Origin of the sequence: Hymenobacter rubidus, from assembly GCF_016734815.1 — a bacterium.
GTDB lineage: Bacteria > Bacteroidota > Bacteroidia > Cytophagales > Hymenobacteraceae > Hymenobacter > Hymenobacter rubidus.
In genome coordinates, this window is the sequence record NZ_JAERQF010000005.1 from 33642 (window position 1) to 49244 (window position 15603).

General features: G+C 64.1%; 13 protein-coding genes. 6 read left to right on the top strand and 7 right to left on the bottom strand.

What is annotated here, in order from left to right; all coding sequences use genetic code 11:
* The first annotated feature begins 34 nt into the window (after positions 1–34).
* Positions 35–553, top strand: coding sequence for a DinB family protein (locus JKL48_RS05525; RefSeq protein WP_201979666.1), 519 nt, complete (start codon positions 35–37; stop codon positions 551–553).
* Between the two features lie 56 nt (positions 554–609).
* On the opposite strand, the gene JKL48_RS05530 is transcribed toward JKL48_RS05525, so the two are convergent.
* The gene (locus tag JKL48_RS05530) at positions 610–1704 is read right to left on the bottom strand and encodes an NADH:flavin oxidoreductase/NADH oxidase (RefSeq protein WP_201979668.1); all 1095 of its coding nucleotides are present in this window, start codon (positions 1702–1704) and stop codon (positions 610–612) included.
* A 568-nt stretch (positions 1705–2272) separates the two neighbouring features.
* Here JKL48_RS05530 and JKL48_RS05535 point away from each other — a divergent pair.
* The 5 genes from JKL48_RS05535 (at position 2273) to JKL48_RS05555 (ending at position 7492) form a co-directional block, all read left to right on the top strand.
* Positions 2273–3160 carry a prephenate dehydratase gene (locus JKL48_RS05535; protein WP_201979670.1) on the top strand — a complete coding sequence of 296 codons (888 nt, stop codon included), beginning with the start codon at positions 2273–2275 and terminating at the stop codon, positions 3158–3160.
* Between the two features lie 153 nt (positions 3161–3313).
* Positions 3314–4546, top strand: coding sequence for a pyridoxal phosphate-dependent aminotransferase (locus JKL48_RS05540; protein WP_201979682.1), 1233 nt, complete (start codon positions 3314–3316; stop codon positions 4544–4546).
* 62 nt (positions 4547–4608) lie between these two features.
* Positions 4609–5454, top strand: a complete 846-nt coding sequence (locus JKL48_RS05545; RefSeq protein WP_201979684.1) for a prephenate dehydrogenase — start codon at positions 4609–4611, stop codon at positions 5452–5454.
* Positions 5455–5549: 95 nt separating this feature from the next.
* On the top strand, positions 5550–6641 hold the full coding sequence (locus JKL48_RS05550) for a chorismate mutase (RefSeq protein ID WP_201979687.1): 1092 nt from the start codon (positions 5550–5552) through the stop codon (positions 6639–6641).
* Between the two features lie 389 nt (positions 6642–7030).
* Entirely contained in the window at positions 7031–7492 is a 462-nt protein-coding gene (locus tag JKL48_RS05555) for an Hsp20/alpha crystallin family protein (RefSeq protein WP_201979690.1), read from the top strand.
* Positions 7493–7576: 84 nt separating this feature from the next.
* Here JKL48_RS05555 and JKL48_RS05560 read toward each other — a convergent pair whose 3' ends face one another.
* The 6 genes from JKL48_RS05560 to JKL48_RS05585 all read right to left on the bottom strand — a co-directional run bounded on the left by JKL48_RS05560 (position 7577) and on the right by JKL48_RS05585 (position 15517).
* The gene (locus JKL48_RS05560; protein ID WP_201979693.1) at positions 7577–9355 is read right to left on the bottom strand and encodes a T9SS type A sorting domain-containing protein; all 1779 of its coding nucleotides are present in this window, start codon (positions 9353–9355) and stop codon (positions 7577–7579) included.
* Between the two features lie 141 nt (positions 9356–9496).
* Positions 9497–11590, bottom strand: coding sequence for a M13 family metallopeptidase (locus JKL48_RS05565; protein WP_201979695.1), 2094 nt, complete (start codon positions 11588–11590; stop codon positions 9497–9499).
* Positions 11591–11740: 150 nt separating this feature from the next.
* Positions 11741–13078, bottom strand: coding sequence for a M56 family metallopeptidase (locus tag JKL48_RS05570; protein ID WP_201979697.1), 1338 nt, complete (start codon positions 13076–13078; stop codon positions 11741–11743).
* 2 nt (positions 13079–13080) lie between these two features.
* Positions 13081–13449: a BlaI/MecI/CopY family transcriptional regulator gene (locus tag JKL48_RS05575; RefSeq protein WP_201979699.1), complete on the bottom strand. Its 369-nt coding sequence runs from the start codon at positions 13447–13449 to the stop codon at positions 13081–13083.
* A 305-nt stretch (positions 13450–13754) separates the two neighbouring features.
* Positions 13755–14186 carry a hypothetical protein gene (locus tag JKL48_RS05580; protein ID WP_201979701.1) on the bottom strand — a complete coding sequence of 144 codons (432 nt, stop codon included), beginning with the start codon at positions 14184–14186 and terminating at the stop codon, positions 13755–13757.
* A gap of 77 nt (positions 14187–14263) precedes the next feature.
* Positions 14264–15517: a TCR/Tet family MFS transporter gene (locus JKL48_RS05585; protein ID WP_201979703.1), complete on the bottom strand. Its 1254-nt coding sequence runs from the start codon at positions 15515–15517 to the stop codon at positions 14264–14266.
* Positions 15518–15603: the final 86 nt, after the last annotated feature.

The window sequence follows — 15603 nt, forward strand, 5'->3', positions numbered from 1 at the left end:
TCTTATACCCCCGTAGTTTCCAAGTTCTTCGCCAATGTCCACTCCCCAACCCCTCGAAGTCTGGCTGCGCGGCCCCGTGCCCGGCGTGCCGCCGCTGCTGCAGCCCGTGGCCCATGCCCTGTTGCAAGCCCGCGACGAATTGAACGCCGCCATGCAGGATTTCCCGCCCGCGCTGCTCAACGAGCGGCCGGCGGGCGTGGCGTCGGTGGGCTTTCACCTGCAGCACCTGGCCGGCGTGCTCGACCGCCTGCTGACCTACGCCCGGCAGGAAACGTTGTCGGAAGCACAATTTGCCGATTTTTACGCCGAAAACCCGCCGCTGCCCATCGAGGCAGATACAGTGATGAAACTGGTGCAGCGCTTCAACCATGGAGTCGATTTGGCCCTGAATCAGCTAAAAACTACCGATGAAACCCGCCTGACCGAAGTGCGCGGCGTGGGCCGGGCGCAGGTGCCGTCTACCCTCATTGGCGTGCTGGTGCACGCAGCCGAGCACACCACGCGCCACTTGGGCCAGTTGCTGGTCACGGCCAAAGTAGCGCGAAATTTGTAGTTCGCGTACCGGAACAATACCCAGACGGCGCAGGGACGCGAACTACAAAGTTCGCGCTACAGTTCGCGCCGCTGGGTTGCGGGCACGCGCGGTTTGGCGCGCTCGTACTGCGCCGGCCACGGCACCTCCACGCCCAAATCTTGGGCCGCGAACAGCGGAAAGTACGGCTCGCGCAGAAACTCGCGGGCCAGCAGCACCAAGTCGGCCTGGCCGTCGGTCACGATGCGCTCGGCCTCGGCCGGAGTAGTGATGAGCCCTACTGCGCCAGTCAAAATCCCGGTTTCAGCCTTGATGCGCTCGGCAAACTGCACCTGGTAGCCGGGGCCCACGGGGATGGGCGCCTTGGGCACGTTGCCACCCGTTGAGCAATCAATCAAATTGACGCCCCGGGTCCTGAGCATGGCGGCCAATTGCACCGATTCATCGGCGGTCCAGCCGCCGTCGGTCCAGTCGGTGGCCGACAGGCGCACGAACAGCGGAAGCTCGGCCGGCCACGCTTCGCGGGTGGCGGCCACCACTTCCAGCAGCAGCCGGGTGCGGTTTTCGAAGCTGCCGCCGTATGCATCGGTGCGCTGGTTGCTCAGCGGCGACAGAAACTCGTGCAGCAGGTAGCCGTGGGCCGCGTGCAGCTCAATGACCTGGTAGCCGGCCGCCAGTGCCCGTTGGGCCGCTGCGCGGAAGTCGGCAATGACCTTCTGAATTCCGGCCAGGTCCAGGGCTGCGGGCCGGGGGTAGTTATCGGCAAATGCTACCTCGCTGGGGCCTACCACCGGCCAGCCGCCCGCACTTGCCGGAATTTCGCCCGCGCCTGTCCAGGGGCTAAAGGTGCTGGCTTTGCGGCCGGCGTGGGCCAGCTGCACCCCAGGCACGCAGCCCTGCGCCGCAATAAACTCGTTGATGCGGCGCAGCATGGGCAGGTGCTCGTCTTTCCAGATGCCAAGGTCTTCGGGGCTGATGCGGCCTTCGGGCGACACGGCGGTGGCTTCCTGAAGGATGAGGGCCGCGCCTCCCACGGCCCGGCTGCCCAGGTGCACGAGGTGCCAGTCGGTGGCAAAGCCGTCCACGGCGCTGTATTGGCACATGGGCGACACCACAATGCGGTTTTTTAGCGTGACGCCGCGCAGGGCAAGGGGTTCAAATAGCTTAGGCATAATGGCAAAAGAGGAGTTACGAAGCCCTGTAAACCGGTTTTCGGCCGTTTGGGTTATGCCGGAAAGGCCGCAGTGAGCCATAAGAACGGTCCTGCTGAGCGCAGCCGAAGCATATCTGCTGCAGGAGTCACTGATTACCTATTAGCGGGCGAGATGCTTCGGCTGCGCTCAGCAGGACCGTTCTAAAAGTTTTCAAACGAACCCTCCGAAAATTTGCTTTTCTCGCAACGTTGCCTACCTTGCAGCCGCAAACCCCGCAACTCATGCTTCAGACCCGCTACTTTTTTGGCTTTTATTACTTCTACGCCACCGCGTAGAACGAGCCGCCGTTTGTAGCTAACCCTCAAGCATCTCCAGCGCCGCTCGTTCTTCGGGAGGCGCTTTTTTAATGTCCGGTTTCTTCGATGACCACCCTGCACCACGCCTTTTTTACCTGTTACCGTCAGTTCTTCTTTTATCAGAAGCAGCCGGCCCTTTGTTGCCAGTGTTGACCACCACACTGCTACCAGCAACCCAGGGCCACCGCACAACGGAGGCCCTTTTTTTATTGCCTACCCAATCTAACACCATGCCCCAGCACGTTTCCATTCAGGGTTTCCAGGGAAGCTTCCACGAAGTAGCCGCCCGCCAGTTCTTTGGCCCGCAGCCGGCCTTGCTGGCCTGTGCCACCTTCGGCGCGGTGGTGGCGCACGTTGTGGCCGGCACGGCAGACGCCGGACTCATGGCCATGGAAAACTCGCTGGCCGGCAGCATCCTGCCCAACTACCTGCTGCTGGAGCGCCACGCCGTGCGCGTGACCGGCGAGGTGTACCTGCCCATTCACCAGCACCTGATGAGCTTGCCCGGCGCCACGCTGGCCGATATCCAGGCGGTGCATTCGCACCCCATGGCCCTGCGCCAGTGCGGCGAATTCCTGGACCGCTACCCCCACTGGGAGCTGGTCGAAACCGACGACACCGGCCACAGCGCCCAGCTCCTGGCCCAAAACCGCACGCCCGGCGTGGCCGTGGTGGCCGGGGCCCAGGCCGCCGCGCAGTTTGGCCTCGAAATCCTGGCCCCCTCCATTCACGACGACCCCCACAACTACACGCGCTTCCTGGTGCTGGAGCGTGCGGAAACGGCCCAGCCCAACCCGCTGGCCGATAAAGCCTCGCTCTATTTCTATGCGCCGCATGCGCCCGGCAGTCTGGCCGCCGTGCTCACCCGCGTGGCCGCGCACGGCCTGAACCTGAGCAAGCTGCAATCGTGTCCCCGGCCCAGCCAGCCCTGGCACTACGGCTTCCATGCCGATGTAGAGTTCGACGTAATTGGTCAATTGGAAGCGCTGCTGACCGATTTGGAAGAAGTGACCGAGGAGTTGCGGGTGCTGGGCGCCTACCAACGAGGCAGTATGAACGAAACTCCCCTCCTTACCAAGGAGGGGATGCCGGCGCAACGCGCCGGCTGGGGTGGTTGAACCGTTGCACAACACCCGAACGAATCCAGCGCCGGCCCTTTAATGCTCAGCAACGAAGCTCAACGCCACAACCACCCCCGTTTTCGCTGGCGCGAAAACAGCCCCTCCTTGCCAAGGAAGGGAGTTTCGCCCCCCTTCAATTAACCGACCACCATGCAAATCCCACTAGCCAGCCGCCTCGCCCATACCGGCGAATACTACTTCTCCCGCAAGCTGCGCGAGCTGGCGGCCCTCAATGCGGCCGGGGCCAACATCATCAGCCTGGGCATTGGCAGCCCCGATTTGCCGCCGCACCCCAGCGTGATTGATGCCCTGGCCAAATCGGCTGCGCAGCCCGGCGCGCACGGCTACCAGAGCTACCAGGGCACGCCGGCCCTGCGCGGGGCCATGGCCGAATTCTACCAGCGCCACTACGGTGTGGCGCTGGACCCGGCTACCGAAATCCTGCCTTTGCTGGGCTCGAAAGAAGGCTTGATGCACATCGGGATGACGTTTCTGGAGGCCGGCGGCGCCGTGCTCATCCCCAACCCCGGCTACCCAACTTATCGGGCCGTGGCCGAAATCTGCGGGGCCGAGGTGCGCGAGTACGACCTGACCGCTGCCTCCGGCTGGCTGCCCGACTTGGAAGCGCTGGCCGCCACCGACCTTTCGCGGGTGAAGCTCATGCTGGTGAACTACCCGCACATGCCCACCGGCACGGCCGTGGATTTGGCCTTTCTCACGCGCCTCGTGGCGTTTGCCAAGGCCCACAACATCCTACTGGTGCACGACAACCCGTATGGCTTCATCCTGAACGAAACGCCGCCCGTGAGCCTGCTGGCCGTGCCCGGCGCCCGCGAAGTAGCCATTGAGCTGAACTCACTCAGCAAGAGCCACAACATGGCGGGCTGGCGCGTGGGGCTGCTGGCCGGCCGCGCCGATGTCATTGCCGACGTTTTGCGCTTCAAAAGCAACATGGATTCGGGCATGTTTCTGCCGGTGCAGCAGGCTGCCGTGGCCGCGCTGGCGCTGGGCGAAGCGTGGTTTCAGGAATTGAATGCCACTTACCGCGCCCGGCGCGAGCTGGTGGTGCGCCTGCTGTGTGCCCTGGGCTGCGCCCCCGCGCCGGGGCAGGTGGGCCTGTTCATCTGGGCGGCGGTGCCGGCCGGCTACGCCGATGGCTACGCCCTGAGCGACGCCGTGCTGGCCGAGGCGCGGGTTTTTCTCACGCCAGGCGGCATTTTTGGCAGCAATGGCAACGGCTACATCCGGGCCAGCCTGTGCCAGCCGGAAGCGCTGCTGCACGAGGCGCTGGCGCGGGTGCAGGGTGCGGCTGTCGTCCTGAGCGGAGCGAAGGACCTTATCACGCCTGCGCCGAATGAATTACAGCCTATAGTTCAGCCGTAATAATAAGGTCCTTCGCTCCGCTCAGGATGACAGATGAATCACCCACCAATCCACATATCCTTATGAACGTTACCATCATCGGCCTGGGCCTGATTGGCGGCTCGCTGGCGCTGAGCCTGCGGCAGCGCGGGCTGGCGCAACAGGTTGTGGGCGTAGAAGAAAGTGCCGCGCACGCCCGCCGGGCGCTGGAGCTGGGCCTGGTCGATGCGATTGAAACCGACCTGGCCGCAGCGGTGCGCCGGGCCGAGTTGGTGGTGGTGGCCGTGCCAATGGATGCCATGCTCATGGTGCTGCCCGCCGTGCTCGATGCCATCGAGCCCCACCAGGTCGTCATCGACGTGGGCTCGACCAAGGGGGCGCTGCTGGCCGCCGTGGCCGGGCACCCGCGCCGGGGGCGCTTCGTGGCGGTGCACCCCATGGCCGGTACCGAATACTCGGGGCCGGACGCCGCCATGCAGGGCCTTTTCGATGGCAAAACCGTGGTGCTGTGCGATGCCGGGCACAGCGACGCCGACGCCGTGGCCCTGGTCACCAGCCTGTTTCAGGCGCTGCCCATGCGGCTGCTGTACCTCGATGCGGCGGCGCACGACTTGCACACGGCGTACGTGTCGCACATCTCGCACATCACCTCGTTTGCGCTGGCGCTCACGGTGCTGGAGAAGGAAAAGGAGGAGCAGCGCATTTTCGATTTGGCGGGCGGCGGCTTTGCCTCCACGGTGCGGCTGGCCAAAAGCTCGCCGGCCATGTGGGTGCCCATCTTCCGGCAAAACCGGCTGAACGTGCTCGATGTGCTCGATGAGCATTTGCACCAGCTCCAGCACCTGCGCGAACTGCTGGCGCGGGAAGATTACGAGGGCCTGACCGAGCAGATTCGGCAGGCCAACCACATCCGGAAGATTATTCCGTGATGAAATCATGCGTTTTCAGAACAATAGCTCAGCAGGACCGCCAGAATAAATCAATAATCGAAAAAAGAAAACCAATCATGACCCCCGAACCCCAAATGAAATCCGCCTTATTCAACCGCCAGCCCGACGACAAGCCTTTCCTCATCTCGGGCCCGTGCTCGGCCGAAACCGAGGAGCAGGTGCTCGAAACCTGCCAGCGGCTGGCCGCCACCGGCAAGGTGCAGGCCCTGCGCGCCGGCATCTGGAAGCCCCGCACCAAGCCCGGTGGCTTCGAGGGCATTGGCACCAAGGGGCTGCCCTGGCTCAAGAAAGCCAGTGAGCTGACCGGCCTGCCCATTGCCGTGGAAGTGGCCACGGCCAAGCACGTGGAGGACTGCCTGGCCTTCGGCGTGGACATTCTGTGGGTGGGCGCGCGCACCACCGGCAACCCGTTTTCGGTGCAGGAAATTGCCAACGTGCTGCGCGGCGTGGACGTGCCGGTGCTCGTCAAAAACCCCATTCACCCCGAGCTGGAGCTGTGGGTGGGCGCCGTGGAGCGCCTGCAAAAAGCCGGGCTGAAGCAGGTGGGCCTCATCCATCGGGGCTTTTCGAGCTACGGCAACACCGATTTCCGCAACGCGCCGATGTGGCACCTGCCCATTGAGATGAAGCGACGCCTGCCCGAGCTGCCGCTGCTCTGCGACCCCAGCCACATTTGCGGGCGGCGCGACACGCTGGCCGCCGTGGCCCAGCAGGCCCTCAACCTGGATTTCGACGGCACGATGATAGAAAGCCACATCGACCCGGACAATGCCTGGAGCGACGCCAAGCAGCAAATCACCCCGGAAGCCCTGCGCGAACTCATCGAGGGCCTGGTGTGGCGCCACGAAACCACCAACCAGCGCGAGTTCCTGACCGCCCTGGCCAGCTTCCGCGAGCAAATCAACCAACTCGACGCCGAGATTATGCAGCTGCTGGGCCGGCGCATGGCCGTGGCCGAGAAAATTGGCGTCTACAAAAAGGAAAACGACATCACCATCCTTCAAACTAACCGCTGGAACGAGGTGCTGGAACGCGCCCAGCGCCAGGGCGCGTCGGTGGGCCTGACGCACGAGTTTGTGGAGCAGTACCTGGCCGCCGTGCACTTGGAGTCCATCAACCGGCAGAACAAGGTGATGGAAGGGCAGGGCGCCGGATTGGTTAATTAAGCAGTTGCCAACGAAAACCGACCGTCATGCAGAGCGAAGCGAAGCATCTCGCTCGGGCTGGTAACTCAATCGAATGGTTTACTTGAGCATGCGAGATGCTTCGCTGCGCTCTGCATAACAGGTTGAAGCTTATGTGTTGTAAAAAAAGCCTTTACGGTTAAGCCAAAGCACATTTTTGTGAAACCCGACACTTTTGAGGATGGTAAAAGGAAGGTGCCTGTCAAGGCGTTGTTTCTCTTTTTTCAACCCTTAAAACTTTTGTGTCATGGCTATTCAAAAGTATCAGGACTCGTTCGCGGACATGATGCCGCAGCGTTTTTCGACCATGCTCGACCGGTTCTTTCAGGACTCGGTAGCGGGCCGGGTAAGCGCTTTCTCGCCCTAGGCCGATGCCTACGAAACCAAAAAAGGGCTACCAGCTTGAGGTGGCCCTGCCGGGAATGAAGCGCGAGGACATTAAAGTGGACTTCCATCAGGGGCGCTTGACCATTTCGGGCGAGCGACAGTTTAAAAACGAGCAGAACGACCGCCGCTACCACCTTGTGGAAAGCTCCTACGGCTCGTTCCACCGCTCTTTCCAATTGCCCGATACTGTGGAGCCGCGCCAGATTCAAGCCAATTTTGAGGACGGCGTGCTGCGCGTGACGGTGCCCAAAGACCAGGAGAAAACCATGCGCCACCAGATTCAGGTGCAGGGCGGCCAGAGCAGCGGCGCCGCCAACGGCCAGATGTCGGAGCGCATTGGCCAGCAGGCCACCGACGTGCCCGTGCAGGACAGCCCCAGCAGCCACGACGGCCATGGCAGCTTGGGCGGCCCGCCGCAGAAGCAGCCGGAGCCGGCCGTGCATTAGGCCAGTGCTTCTTGCACGTATTAGCCAACACAAAACAGGCTTGCCCACCCGGGCAAGCCTGTTTTGTGTTGGGAGTAGCGGAATTTATTCCACCACCAGCTGGCGGGTGGCGGTGGCCGCGCCGGCCTGCACCTGCACGGCGTAGAGGCCAGCCGGTATATTGGCCAAGTCGAATTCGTGCCGCAACCCCGTGGCGGGCAGGTTCATGGTTTCGGTGCGCAGCGTGCGGCCCAGGGCATCGCGCAGGGTGAGGGTGGCCGTGGTGGCGCCGGGCTGGGCAGGCAGCTGCACAGTGGTGGCGTTGCGGGCCGGGTTGGGGTAAAGGGAGAAGCTTAGGGTGCCTTGGGCAGCGGCGGTGGCCGTGAGGGTGGGGTCGAGAATGGCAGCGACGAAGGCAGAGGTAGTGGTGGCGCTGGGCGGCACGGCCAGCGTGCCGAAGGTGGCCTGCGCCGCTGCCCCACCAGCCGTTACTACCAGATTGCCGGTGAGTGCGACGCAATAAGCGCTTTCGCCATTGACGCCGCCCGCCGACTGGGCCCAGGCAAAGGCCGCGCTCGAACCACTGTCGGCGAGCTTGGCCACGAAAATATCCAGCGCCGTGGCCGTACCCCGGTTGGGGAGCACGGTCGCACCAAACGTAGCGTTGGGGTAGCCGTAGCCGCCGGCCACGTACACGTTGGTGCCCCGCACGGCCACGCCCTTGGGCCGTTCGGTGCCGATGCCCCCGGCCGATTGGGCCCAAACCGCCGTGGCCCCCGCCCCTGCATCGGTCAACTTCGCCACAAACACATCGGCGGTGTTGGCCGTGCTGCTGGCGTTGGTGAGCAGGAGGGTGCCCACCGAGGCCGTGGCGCTGCCAAAGCTGCCGGCCACGTACAGGCTGGCGCCGTTCAGGGCCAGGGCGTCGCCGGTGTCGACGCCGGTGCCGCCGGCGCGCTGGGCCCACACCACACCGACGCTGGTACCCGCATCGGCCAGCTTGGCCAGGAATACGTCGGGGGTGCCGGCGCTGCCGGCCGCGTTGGTCAGGGCCGTGGTGCCCAGGCTGAGGAAGGAGCTGGTGAAGTCGCCCAGCACGTAAATGCTGCTGCCACTCACGGCCAGGGCGCGGGCCTCGTCGGAGCCAGTGCTGCCAAAACTCAGGGCCCAGGCGACGCCGGTGGTGGCGCCGGCATCGGTGAACTTCGCCACAAATGTGTCGGAGGCAAAGGCGTTGGCATTGGTCAGCACCGTGCCGCCAATAGCAAGGGTTGGGCTGCTGTACAGGCCGGCAAGGTACACGTTACTCCCGCTCACTGCCAGGCTGGTAGCCATATCCGTGTCTGTGCCGCCTACTTGCCGGACCCACATAAAATTGGCCGTAGTGCCAGCATCGGTGAGCTTGGCCACAAAGGCGTCGGAGCTGCTAGTAGCACTGGTTGTATTGGTTAGGCTGAGCGGGCCAAATGCAGCCGTGGGGCTATAGAAATGGCCGCCCACGTACACCGAACCATTGCTCACGGCCAGGGCGGGGGCCTGGTCGGCGCCGCTACCGCCCAGCGCCACCGCCCACACAAAGGTGCCGGTGGCGCTGCTCCACTTGGCCACGAAACCGTCGCTGGCGCTGGGGCTGGTGGTGGCGTCGCTGGTGAGCTGCGTCGTGCCGAAACGCACAGTGCCAAAAAAGTACCCCGACACGTACACGTTGCCCGCGGCGTCGGCCGCGGAAGCTTGTACGTAGGAAAAGCCATTGCTGGTAACGGGTACGCCGCTACTCAGCTGCGTCCAGGCCGGGGCTTGGGCGTGGGCGGCCGGCGGGGCCAGCCACAACAGCGTCAGCAGCGCCGCCGGCCAGCCGCGCATCCAAGAGAAAAAATGTTTCATAAGGAGTAGAGAAGGCACGCCAGTGGTAGAATGCCGCGCTAAATATAGCCGATAAAACAAAGCCCTGCTGGTTACTAGCGGGGCTTTGTTTCAAGTTGTTAATCAAATGGCGTGGGGACGCGAACTACAGCTTCCGCGCTACTACCAAATCACCGCCCGGTCCGCCACCTTCCGGGTCATCTTGCTTCCCTCGGGGCAGCCGAAGGCCTGCTGAAACTGCGGCATGTTCATGAGCGGCCCGATGGTGCGGTACTGGCCGGGCGAGTGCGGGTCGGTGGCAATTTGCTGGCGCAGGGCCTCGGGGCGGATGTTGGTGCGGCGCAACTGGGCCCAGCTCAGGAAGAAGCGCTGCTCCGGCGTAAAGCCGTCGAACCGGGGCCAGGCCTGGTCGGGGTAGGTTTTGTGCAGCTGCTTAATCAGCGCGCCGTACACCACGGTGAGGCCGGCGAAATCGGCCAGGTTCTCGCCCATCGTCAGTTGGCCGTTGACATGCACCGAATCCAAGGGTGAGAACTCGCTGTACTGGCGGCCCACCACGGCGGCGCGCTTCGTGAACTCGGCCGCGTCGGCCGGCGTCCACCAGTCGCGCAGGTTGCCTTCGGCGTCGTACTGCCGGCCCTGGTCGTCGAAGCCGTGGGTCATTTCGTGGCCCATCACCCCGCCAATGGCCCCGTAGTTTATGGCGTCGTCGGCCTTGGGGTCGAAGAAAGGCGGCTGGAGGTAGCCGGCCGGAAACACAATTTCGTTCATCGGCGGGTTGTAGTAGGCGTTGATGGTGGGCGGCGTCATGCCCCACTCGTTGCGGTCGATGGGCCCGCCGAACTTGGCGGCTTCGCGCCGGCTTTCCCACACGCGGGCGGCCAGCACGTTTTTCAGGTAGCTCTCGCGCGAAATGGGCAGGGCCGAATAGTCCTTCCACACGTCGGGGTAGCCGATTTTTACGCGCAGAGCGTTGAGCTTTTTCAGGGCTTCGGCTTTGGTGGGCGCGCTCATCCAGGTGTTGGTTTGGATATGCTCGGCCATGCTGGCCTTGATGTTGCCCACCATTTCCAGCGCCTTGGCCTTGGCTTCGGGCGAAAATGCTTGGTCGACATAGAGCTGGCCAAACGCTTCGCCCAGGTAGCCGTCGGTGGCCGCCTGCATGCGTTTCCAGCGCGGGGCCTGCTGCTTGGCGCCGGTCTGGGCCTGGCTGTAGCGAAAAGCCGCCTCGGCGAAGGGCGTGGGCAGCGCACTCGCCACCGAGCGCACCAGGTGCCAGCGCACATACGCCTTGAGGTCGGGGATATTCTCCGTTTTCAGCACCGCATTCACCTCGTCAAAAAATGCCGGCTGGCCGACGATGACCTCCTGCGCCTTGCTCAGCCCGAGGCCCGCCAGCAGGCCTTTGGGGTCGAGCACGGGGTAGCGCTGCTGGGCGGCGGCCACGGTCATTTTGTTGTAGTTGGCCTGCGGGTCGCGCAGCTCCACCGGTGTGCGCGAGGCCTTGGCCAGGCGCGTTTCGATGCGCTCGACGGTGGCCGCATCGAGCTGGGCCACCACCGGGGCCGTCCCCAGCAGCTGAAATACCTGCGTCATGTAGGCGCGGTAGGCGGCTTTCACCTTCTCCGTGCGGGCGTCGGTTTTGAAGTAGAACTCGCGGTTGGGCAGCGTAAGGCCGCCCTGGTTCAGCTGCACGGCGTACTGGGTGGTGTTTTTCTCGTCTACGTCTACCCCGGCCCGGAAAAACGGACCGGCCCCCAGTTCCTGCAAGTGCACGATTTCGGCGCGCAGGTTGGCCAGGGTTCGGATATTGGCCACGCGGTCCAGCTCCGGCTTCAGCGGCGCGAGGCCGGCCCGGTCGATGGCCACCGTGTCCATGGCCGCGGCGTAGAAGTCGCCCACCTTCTGAGCGTTCGAGCCGGGCGCGGCCGTGCGGTTGGCGGCTGCGTCTTCCAGAATCTTGCGCAGCAAGTCCTGGGTGCGGTTGCCGAGCAGGTTGCGCGGGCCCCAGCTGCTGGCGTAGCTCGGCACGGGGTTGTTCTTCAACCAGTTGCCGCCCGAGAACTGAAAGAAGTCGTCGCACGGGTTCACCGAGCGGTCGAGGTCGGCCATGTCGAGGCCCACGCCTTTGGGGTCGGGTGCCGCTGCCGCCACGGGGGGCATCGGCGCGGTGGCCACGGCGGCGGGCTTGGTGCCGGCGCAGCCGGCCAATGCCAACAGGGCCGCCGTGCCGGCCGAAAAGTATCGGTTGTTCATAAATGCTTGGCGTTTTGTTCGCACAAAAGAGCAACAAAGAGCGCAAGTAGCGGCGCAGGCTGCACGGCGCCGCACGCAAAAAGCCGCTCCCGGTGGCGGAAGCGGCTTTTGAGACAATCAACAAAGGTGACAAGGCGCCGGCACGCGTCCCTACATTTCGCCGGGCTTCACCGGGTTGCCTTTCTCATCGAAGAAAGTGTAATGCGGCCGGGTGCCTTCGGCCAGCTCTACCTTGTAGCGGGTCTGCTTGGTAGAAGGATACGTCAGCTTGGTCACCCCAATAATGCGGGAGTTGGGGTAGGTTTTGGTGATGTAGGCCAGGGCCTTCGGCGTCAGCACATTCACCTCGGCCGGTGCCGCGGTGCCAGGGATGAATGGGGCAACCGAGGCAATTTTAGCGTTAAGGGCCAATACTTCCGAGGAATTTTGGTTTTGCTTGGTCACGGCAATGGCCACTTTGCCGCTGGCCTTCCCAAATATCCGACGGGCCTTTTCCTCATCCAGTATGTTCAAGTAAGCCACCCCGTCGGGGTTCAGCTTATCAAAAGCGGCTTTGTCGCTGAGCTTGCCATCAACGTAGTAAGCCACCGGGCCGGGCGCGGCAACGGCACGCTGGGCGCGGGCAGCGGCAAAGCCCAGGGCCGGGCCCAGCGTCAGGGCCAGGGCCAGCAGGTAGCGCCCCAACTGGGCGGTGGTGGAAGCGGGAAGGTTCATCATGAGTACGCGGTTTTTGAGGGTTGGAAATGTGAAATGGGAAACGAGCGAAGGCCCGGCCACCCCGTGGCTGAGGCGCAGCAGGCTGTATTGGTAAGCGCGGCGGTCGAGGCCGGCTTCGAGCACGGCGCGGTCGGCCAGGTATTCGAGGTTATCGAGCAGGGCGCGGCGCAGCAGCCAGGCGGCCGGGTTGCACCAGGCCGCCGCCTGCGCCACGTGGGCCAGCAGCACGTCCAGGGTGTGCCATTGCCGCACGTGCACCTGCTCGTGGCGCAGCACGGCCGCCAGCTCCGCGCCAGGGTGCTGCGCGGGGTTGAGGTAAATAGTGCGCCAGAACGAGAACGGGCTCACATCGCCGGGCAGCGCCCGCACCGCCACGCCCAGCACCACGGCCGGCCGCGAGCGCCGCCGCAGCTGCGCCAGCGACAGCAGCTGCATCAGCAGCCGGAGCAGCCCCAGGGCCACGCCGGTGCCATACACGGCCAGCGCCACGGCATCCCAGTCGATGGGCGCCGAAAGGGCGGCCGCCGGTTCGGCCGCCGTGCCGGTGGCCGTATCCATCAGCACCACCGCCACGGGCGCGGCGGCCACGGGCGGCAGCAGCGCCGGCACCGGCAGGGCCGGGTACACCGCCGAAAACAGCAGCGCAAACAGCAGATAGAACCGGTTCAGGCGGAAAAACGTGAGCCGGCGCAGCAGCCCGAAATACGCCACCGCAAACAGCAGCAACGCCCCGTTGGCCTTCAGCAAGTACAGCAAAGTGGGCGAGAGCATGGCTATTCCTCCTTTTTGCTTTCGATGAGCTTGATAATCTCCTGCAAATCCGCCGCGCTCACCTTGTTGTCCTGCGCGAAAAACGACACCAACTCCTTGTAGGAGTTCTGGAAGTGCTGCTTCACCAGCGTGCCCAGGGAGCGGCGCTGGTAGTCGTCGGCCGAAATCACGGGCACGAAGCGGTAGGAGTTGCCCAGCTTTTCACTGCGCACGTAGCCCTTGCGCTCCAGGTTGCGCAGGGTGCTGGCCAGGGTAGTGTAGGGCGGGCGCGGCGCGGGCAGCTGGTCGAGCACGTCTTTCACGAAGCCGCCGGCGGGCAGCGGCCAGAGCACGCGCAGGGCGTCTTCTTCGGGTTGGGTGAGGCGTTCCATGAGGGCTGATGCGGAATAATTACGATGATGTCGTAAATCTACGAAAATTTCGTAATTATGAAACGGGTTGGTTGGAAATAAGTTGTGCTGAAATTGAAAAAGCCCATTTCAAGGGATGAAATGGGCTTTTTGGTCAAAAAAATAAAACGCATGAGTCGCATAATACTGACGGCATCGTGCGGAGCATTCCAGGTTTAGCGCTGAACAACGTAGGGGCGGGGCCTGCCCCCGCCCACCGCCCGCGCCGATTCAACGATTTCGTTCAAGGGCGGGGGCAGGCCCCGCCCCTACGTTGTTCAAATAAATTACGACCCCACCTTGTCCGTCTGCTGAATCTGGAGCCAGCGGATGGCCGCGCCCTCATCGCCGAAAAAGGAAATGGCAAACGGCTTGTCGTCGTAGGCCTCCGCCGAAACGTAATCGGGCCGGCTCACGATGGCTTGGTGCAGCGCGGGGCCCACCAGGTAGGCAATGTATAAGCGGCCGTTCAGGCGGCGCGCCATTTCCGGGAAAAACTTGTTGAGCAGCCATTCGGTGGTGCCCGGGTCGTTGAGGGTGCGGCGGCGGATGTCCTGCAGCCAGAAGCGGGCCTGCCGGTCCACAGCCGCCTCGCACATCTGCTGGTACACGGCGGGCAGCTCGCGCGGGTCGGGCTGGTAAGCCCAGCGACTCACCAGAATGTCCAGGTCGGCACGGTAAGCGAAGTCGATGAGCGGCGCGGGCAAGTCGGAATTCATAGGCAAAGGCAGGAGGCGGGAAGTGGCAAATTACGCGTTGGCGGCCTCACGTGGTTTTCGGCCACCCGGCTTTGGCCTCAGTGCGCGGGCACGGCTTCGGGCACGGCGCTGCTTTCCACCGGCGGGTTTCGGCGAAACGAGCGCAGGGCCAGCCCTGCGCTGGCCAGCGCCAGCACCGCCCCCAGCAAAAACGGGGCTCCCGGGAAATGCATCGGCGCGTTGTCGCGGGTGAAAAACCGGAACAAAAAGGTCATCAGCAGCGGGCCCACCACGCCGGTCACGCTCATCAGGCTGGTGAGGGCGCCCTGCAGCTCGCCCTGCTCGTTGGCCGGCACCTGGCCCGAAATGGTGCTCTGCAGCGCCGGCCCCGCGATGCCGCCCAGGCAGTAGGGCGCCAGAAACGCCAGCATCAGCCAGCCCCGCCAGGCAAAGGCAAACAGCACGAAGCCCACCGTGTAGCACAGCAGCCCTACCACAATGGCCCGCGCCGCGCCCAGCTTCGGAATGGCCACGCGCACCAGCCCGCCCTGCACCAGCGCCGAAAACAGGCCGATGACGCCCAGCGAAATGCCCACCATCTTCTCGCCCCAGCCAAACTTGAGTTCGGTGTAAAACGTCCAGACCGACTGCACCGACGAGCCCGCCAGGTAAATCAGCACCAGCGAAGCCACCAGGCCCAGCACCGCCGGGTACTGTTTCAGGCGCAGCAACGACGCCACCGGGTTGGCCCGCGTCCACTCAAAGGCCCGGCGCTTGGCCGGGGCCAGCGACTCGGGCAGCACCAGCAGCCCATACAGGAAGTTGCACAAGCTCAGCCCCGCCGCCACCATAAAAGGCATCCGCGCGCCAAAGCCCGCCAGCAGCCCGCCCACCGTTGGCCCGATGATGAAGCCCAGCCCGAAGGCCACGCCCACCATGCCGAAGTTCTGGGCCCGGTTTTCGGGCGTGCTGATGTCGGCAATGTAGGCCGTGGCCGTGGTAAAGCTGGCCCCCGTGATGCCCGCCAGCACGCGCCCCACAAACAGCCAGGCCAGCGTGGGCGCGAAGCTCAGGAAAATGTAGTCGAGCCCCAGGCCCAGCAGGGCCGCCAGCAGCACCGGCCGCCGCCCCCACTTGTCGCTGAGCCCGCCCATGATGGGCGCAAAGCAGAACTGCGCCCCGGCGTAGGCAAACGTGAGCCAGCCCGAATACACCGCCGCCTGGCTCAGCCCCTCGCCCGTGAGCTGCCGAATGAGCGTGGGCACCACCGGAATAATAATGCCCAGCCCGCTGACGTCAATCAGCAGTGTGATAAAAATAAACCCAAGGGCCGGAGAGCGTTGCGATGCCATGCCTGAAATGCTAAATACGCTAGCAAAGATGGCTGATTAAACCGGTACTCAGGCGCCGGTGAGGCAGTGCAGCCTGCCTGCACGTC

What these genes read in the sequence shown, in the direction of transcription:
- JKL48_RS05525 (WP_201979666.1), top strand. Translation starts at nt 35, where the DNA reads ATGTCCACTCCCCAACCCCTCGAAGTCTGGCTGCGCGGCCCCGTGCCC.
- JKL48_RS05530 (WP_201979668.1), bottom strand. Translation starts at nt 1,704, where the DNA reads ATGCCTAAGCTATTTGAACCCCTTGCCCTGCGCGGCGTCACGCTAAAA.
- JKL48_RS05535 (WP_201979670.1), top strand. Translation starts at nt 2,273, where the DNA reads ATGCCCCAGCACGTTTCCATTCAGGGTTTCCAGGGAAGCTTCCACGAA.
- JKL48_RS05540 (WP_201979682.1), top strand. Translation starts at nt 3,314, where the DNA reads ATGCAAATCCCACTAGCCAGCCGCCTCGCCCATACCGGCGAATACTAC.
- JKL48_RS05545 (WP_201979684.1), top strand. Translation starts at nt 4,609, where the DNA reads ATGAACGTTACCATCATCGGCCTGGGCCTGATTGGCGGCTCGCTGGCG.
- JKL48_RS05550 (WP_201979687.1), top strand. Translation starts at nt 5,550, where the DNA reads ATGAAATCCGCCTTATTCAACCGCCAGCCCGACGACAAGCCTTTCCTC.
- JKL48_RS05555 (WP_201979690.1), top strand. Translation starts at nt 7,031, where the DNA reads ATGCCTACGAAACCAAAAAAGGGCTACCAGCTTGAGGTGGCCCTGCCG.
- JKL48_RS05560 (WP_201979693.1), bottom strand. Translation starts at nt 9,355, where the DNA reads ATGAAACATTTTTTCTCTTGGATGCGCGGCTGGCCGGCGGCGCTGCTG.
- JKL48_RS05565 (WP_201979695.1), bottom strand. Translation starts at nt 11,590, where the DNA reads ATGAACAACCGATACTTTTCGGCCGGCACGGCGGCCCTGTTGGCATTG.
- JKL48_RS05570 (WP_201979697.1), bottom strand. Translation starts at nt 13,078, where the DNA reads ATGCTCTCGCCCACTTTGCTGTACTTGCTGAAGGCCAACGGGGCGTTG.
- JKL48_RS05575 (WP_201979699.1), bottom strand. Translation starts at nt 13,449, where the DNA reads ATGGAACGCCTCACCCAACCCGAAGAAGACGCCCTGCGCGTGCTCTGG.
- JKL48_RS05580 (WP_201979701.1), bottom strand. Translation starts at nt 14,186, where the DNA reads ATGAATTCCGACTTGCCCGCGCCGCTCATCGACTTCGCTTACCGTGCC.
- JKL48_RS05585 (WP_201979703.1), bottom strand. Translation starts at nt 15,517, where the DNA reads ATGGCATCGCAACGCTCTCCGGCCCTTGGGTTTATTTTTATCACACTG.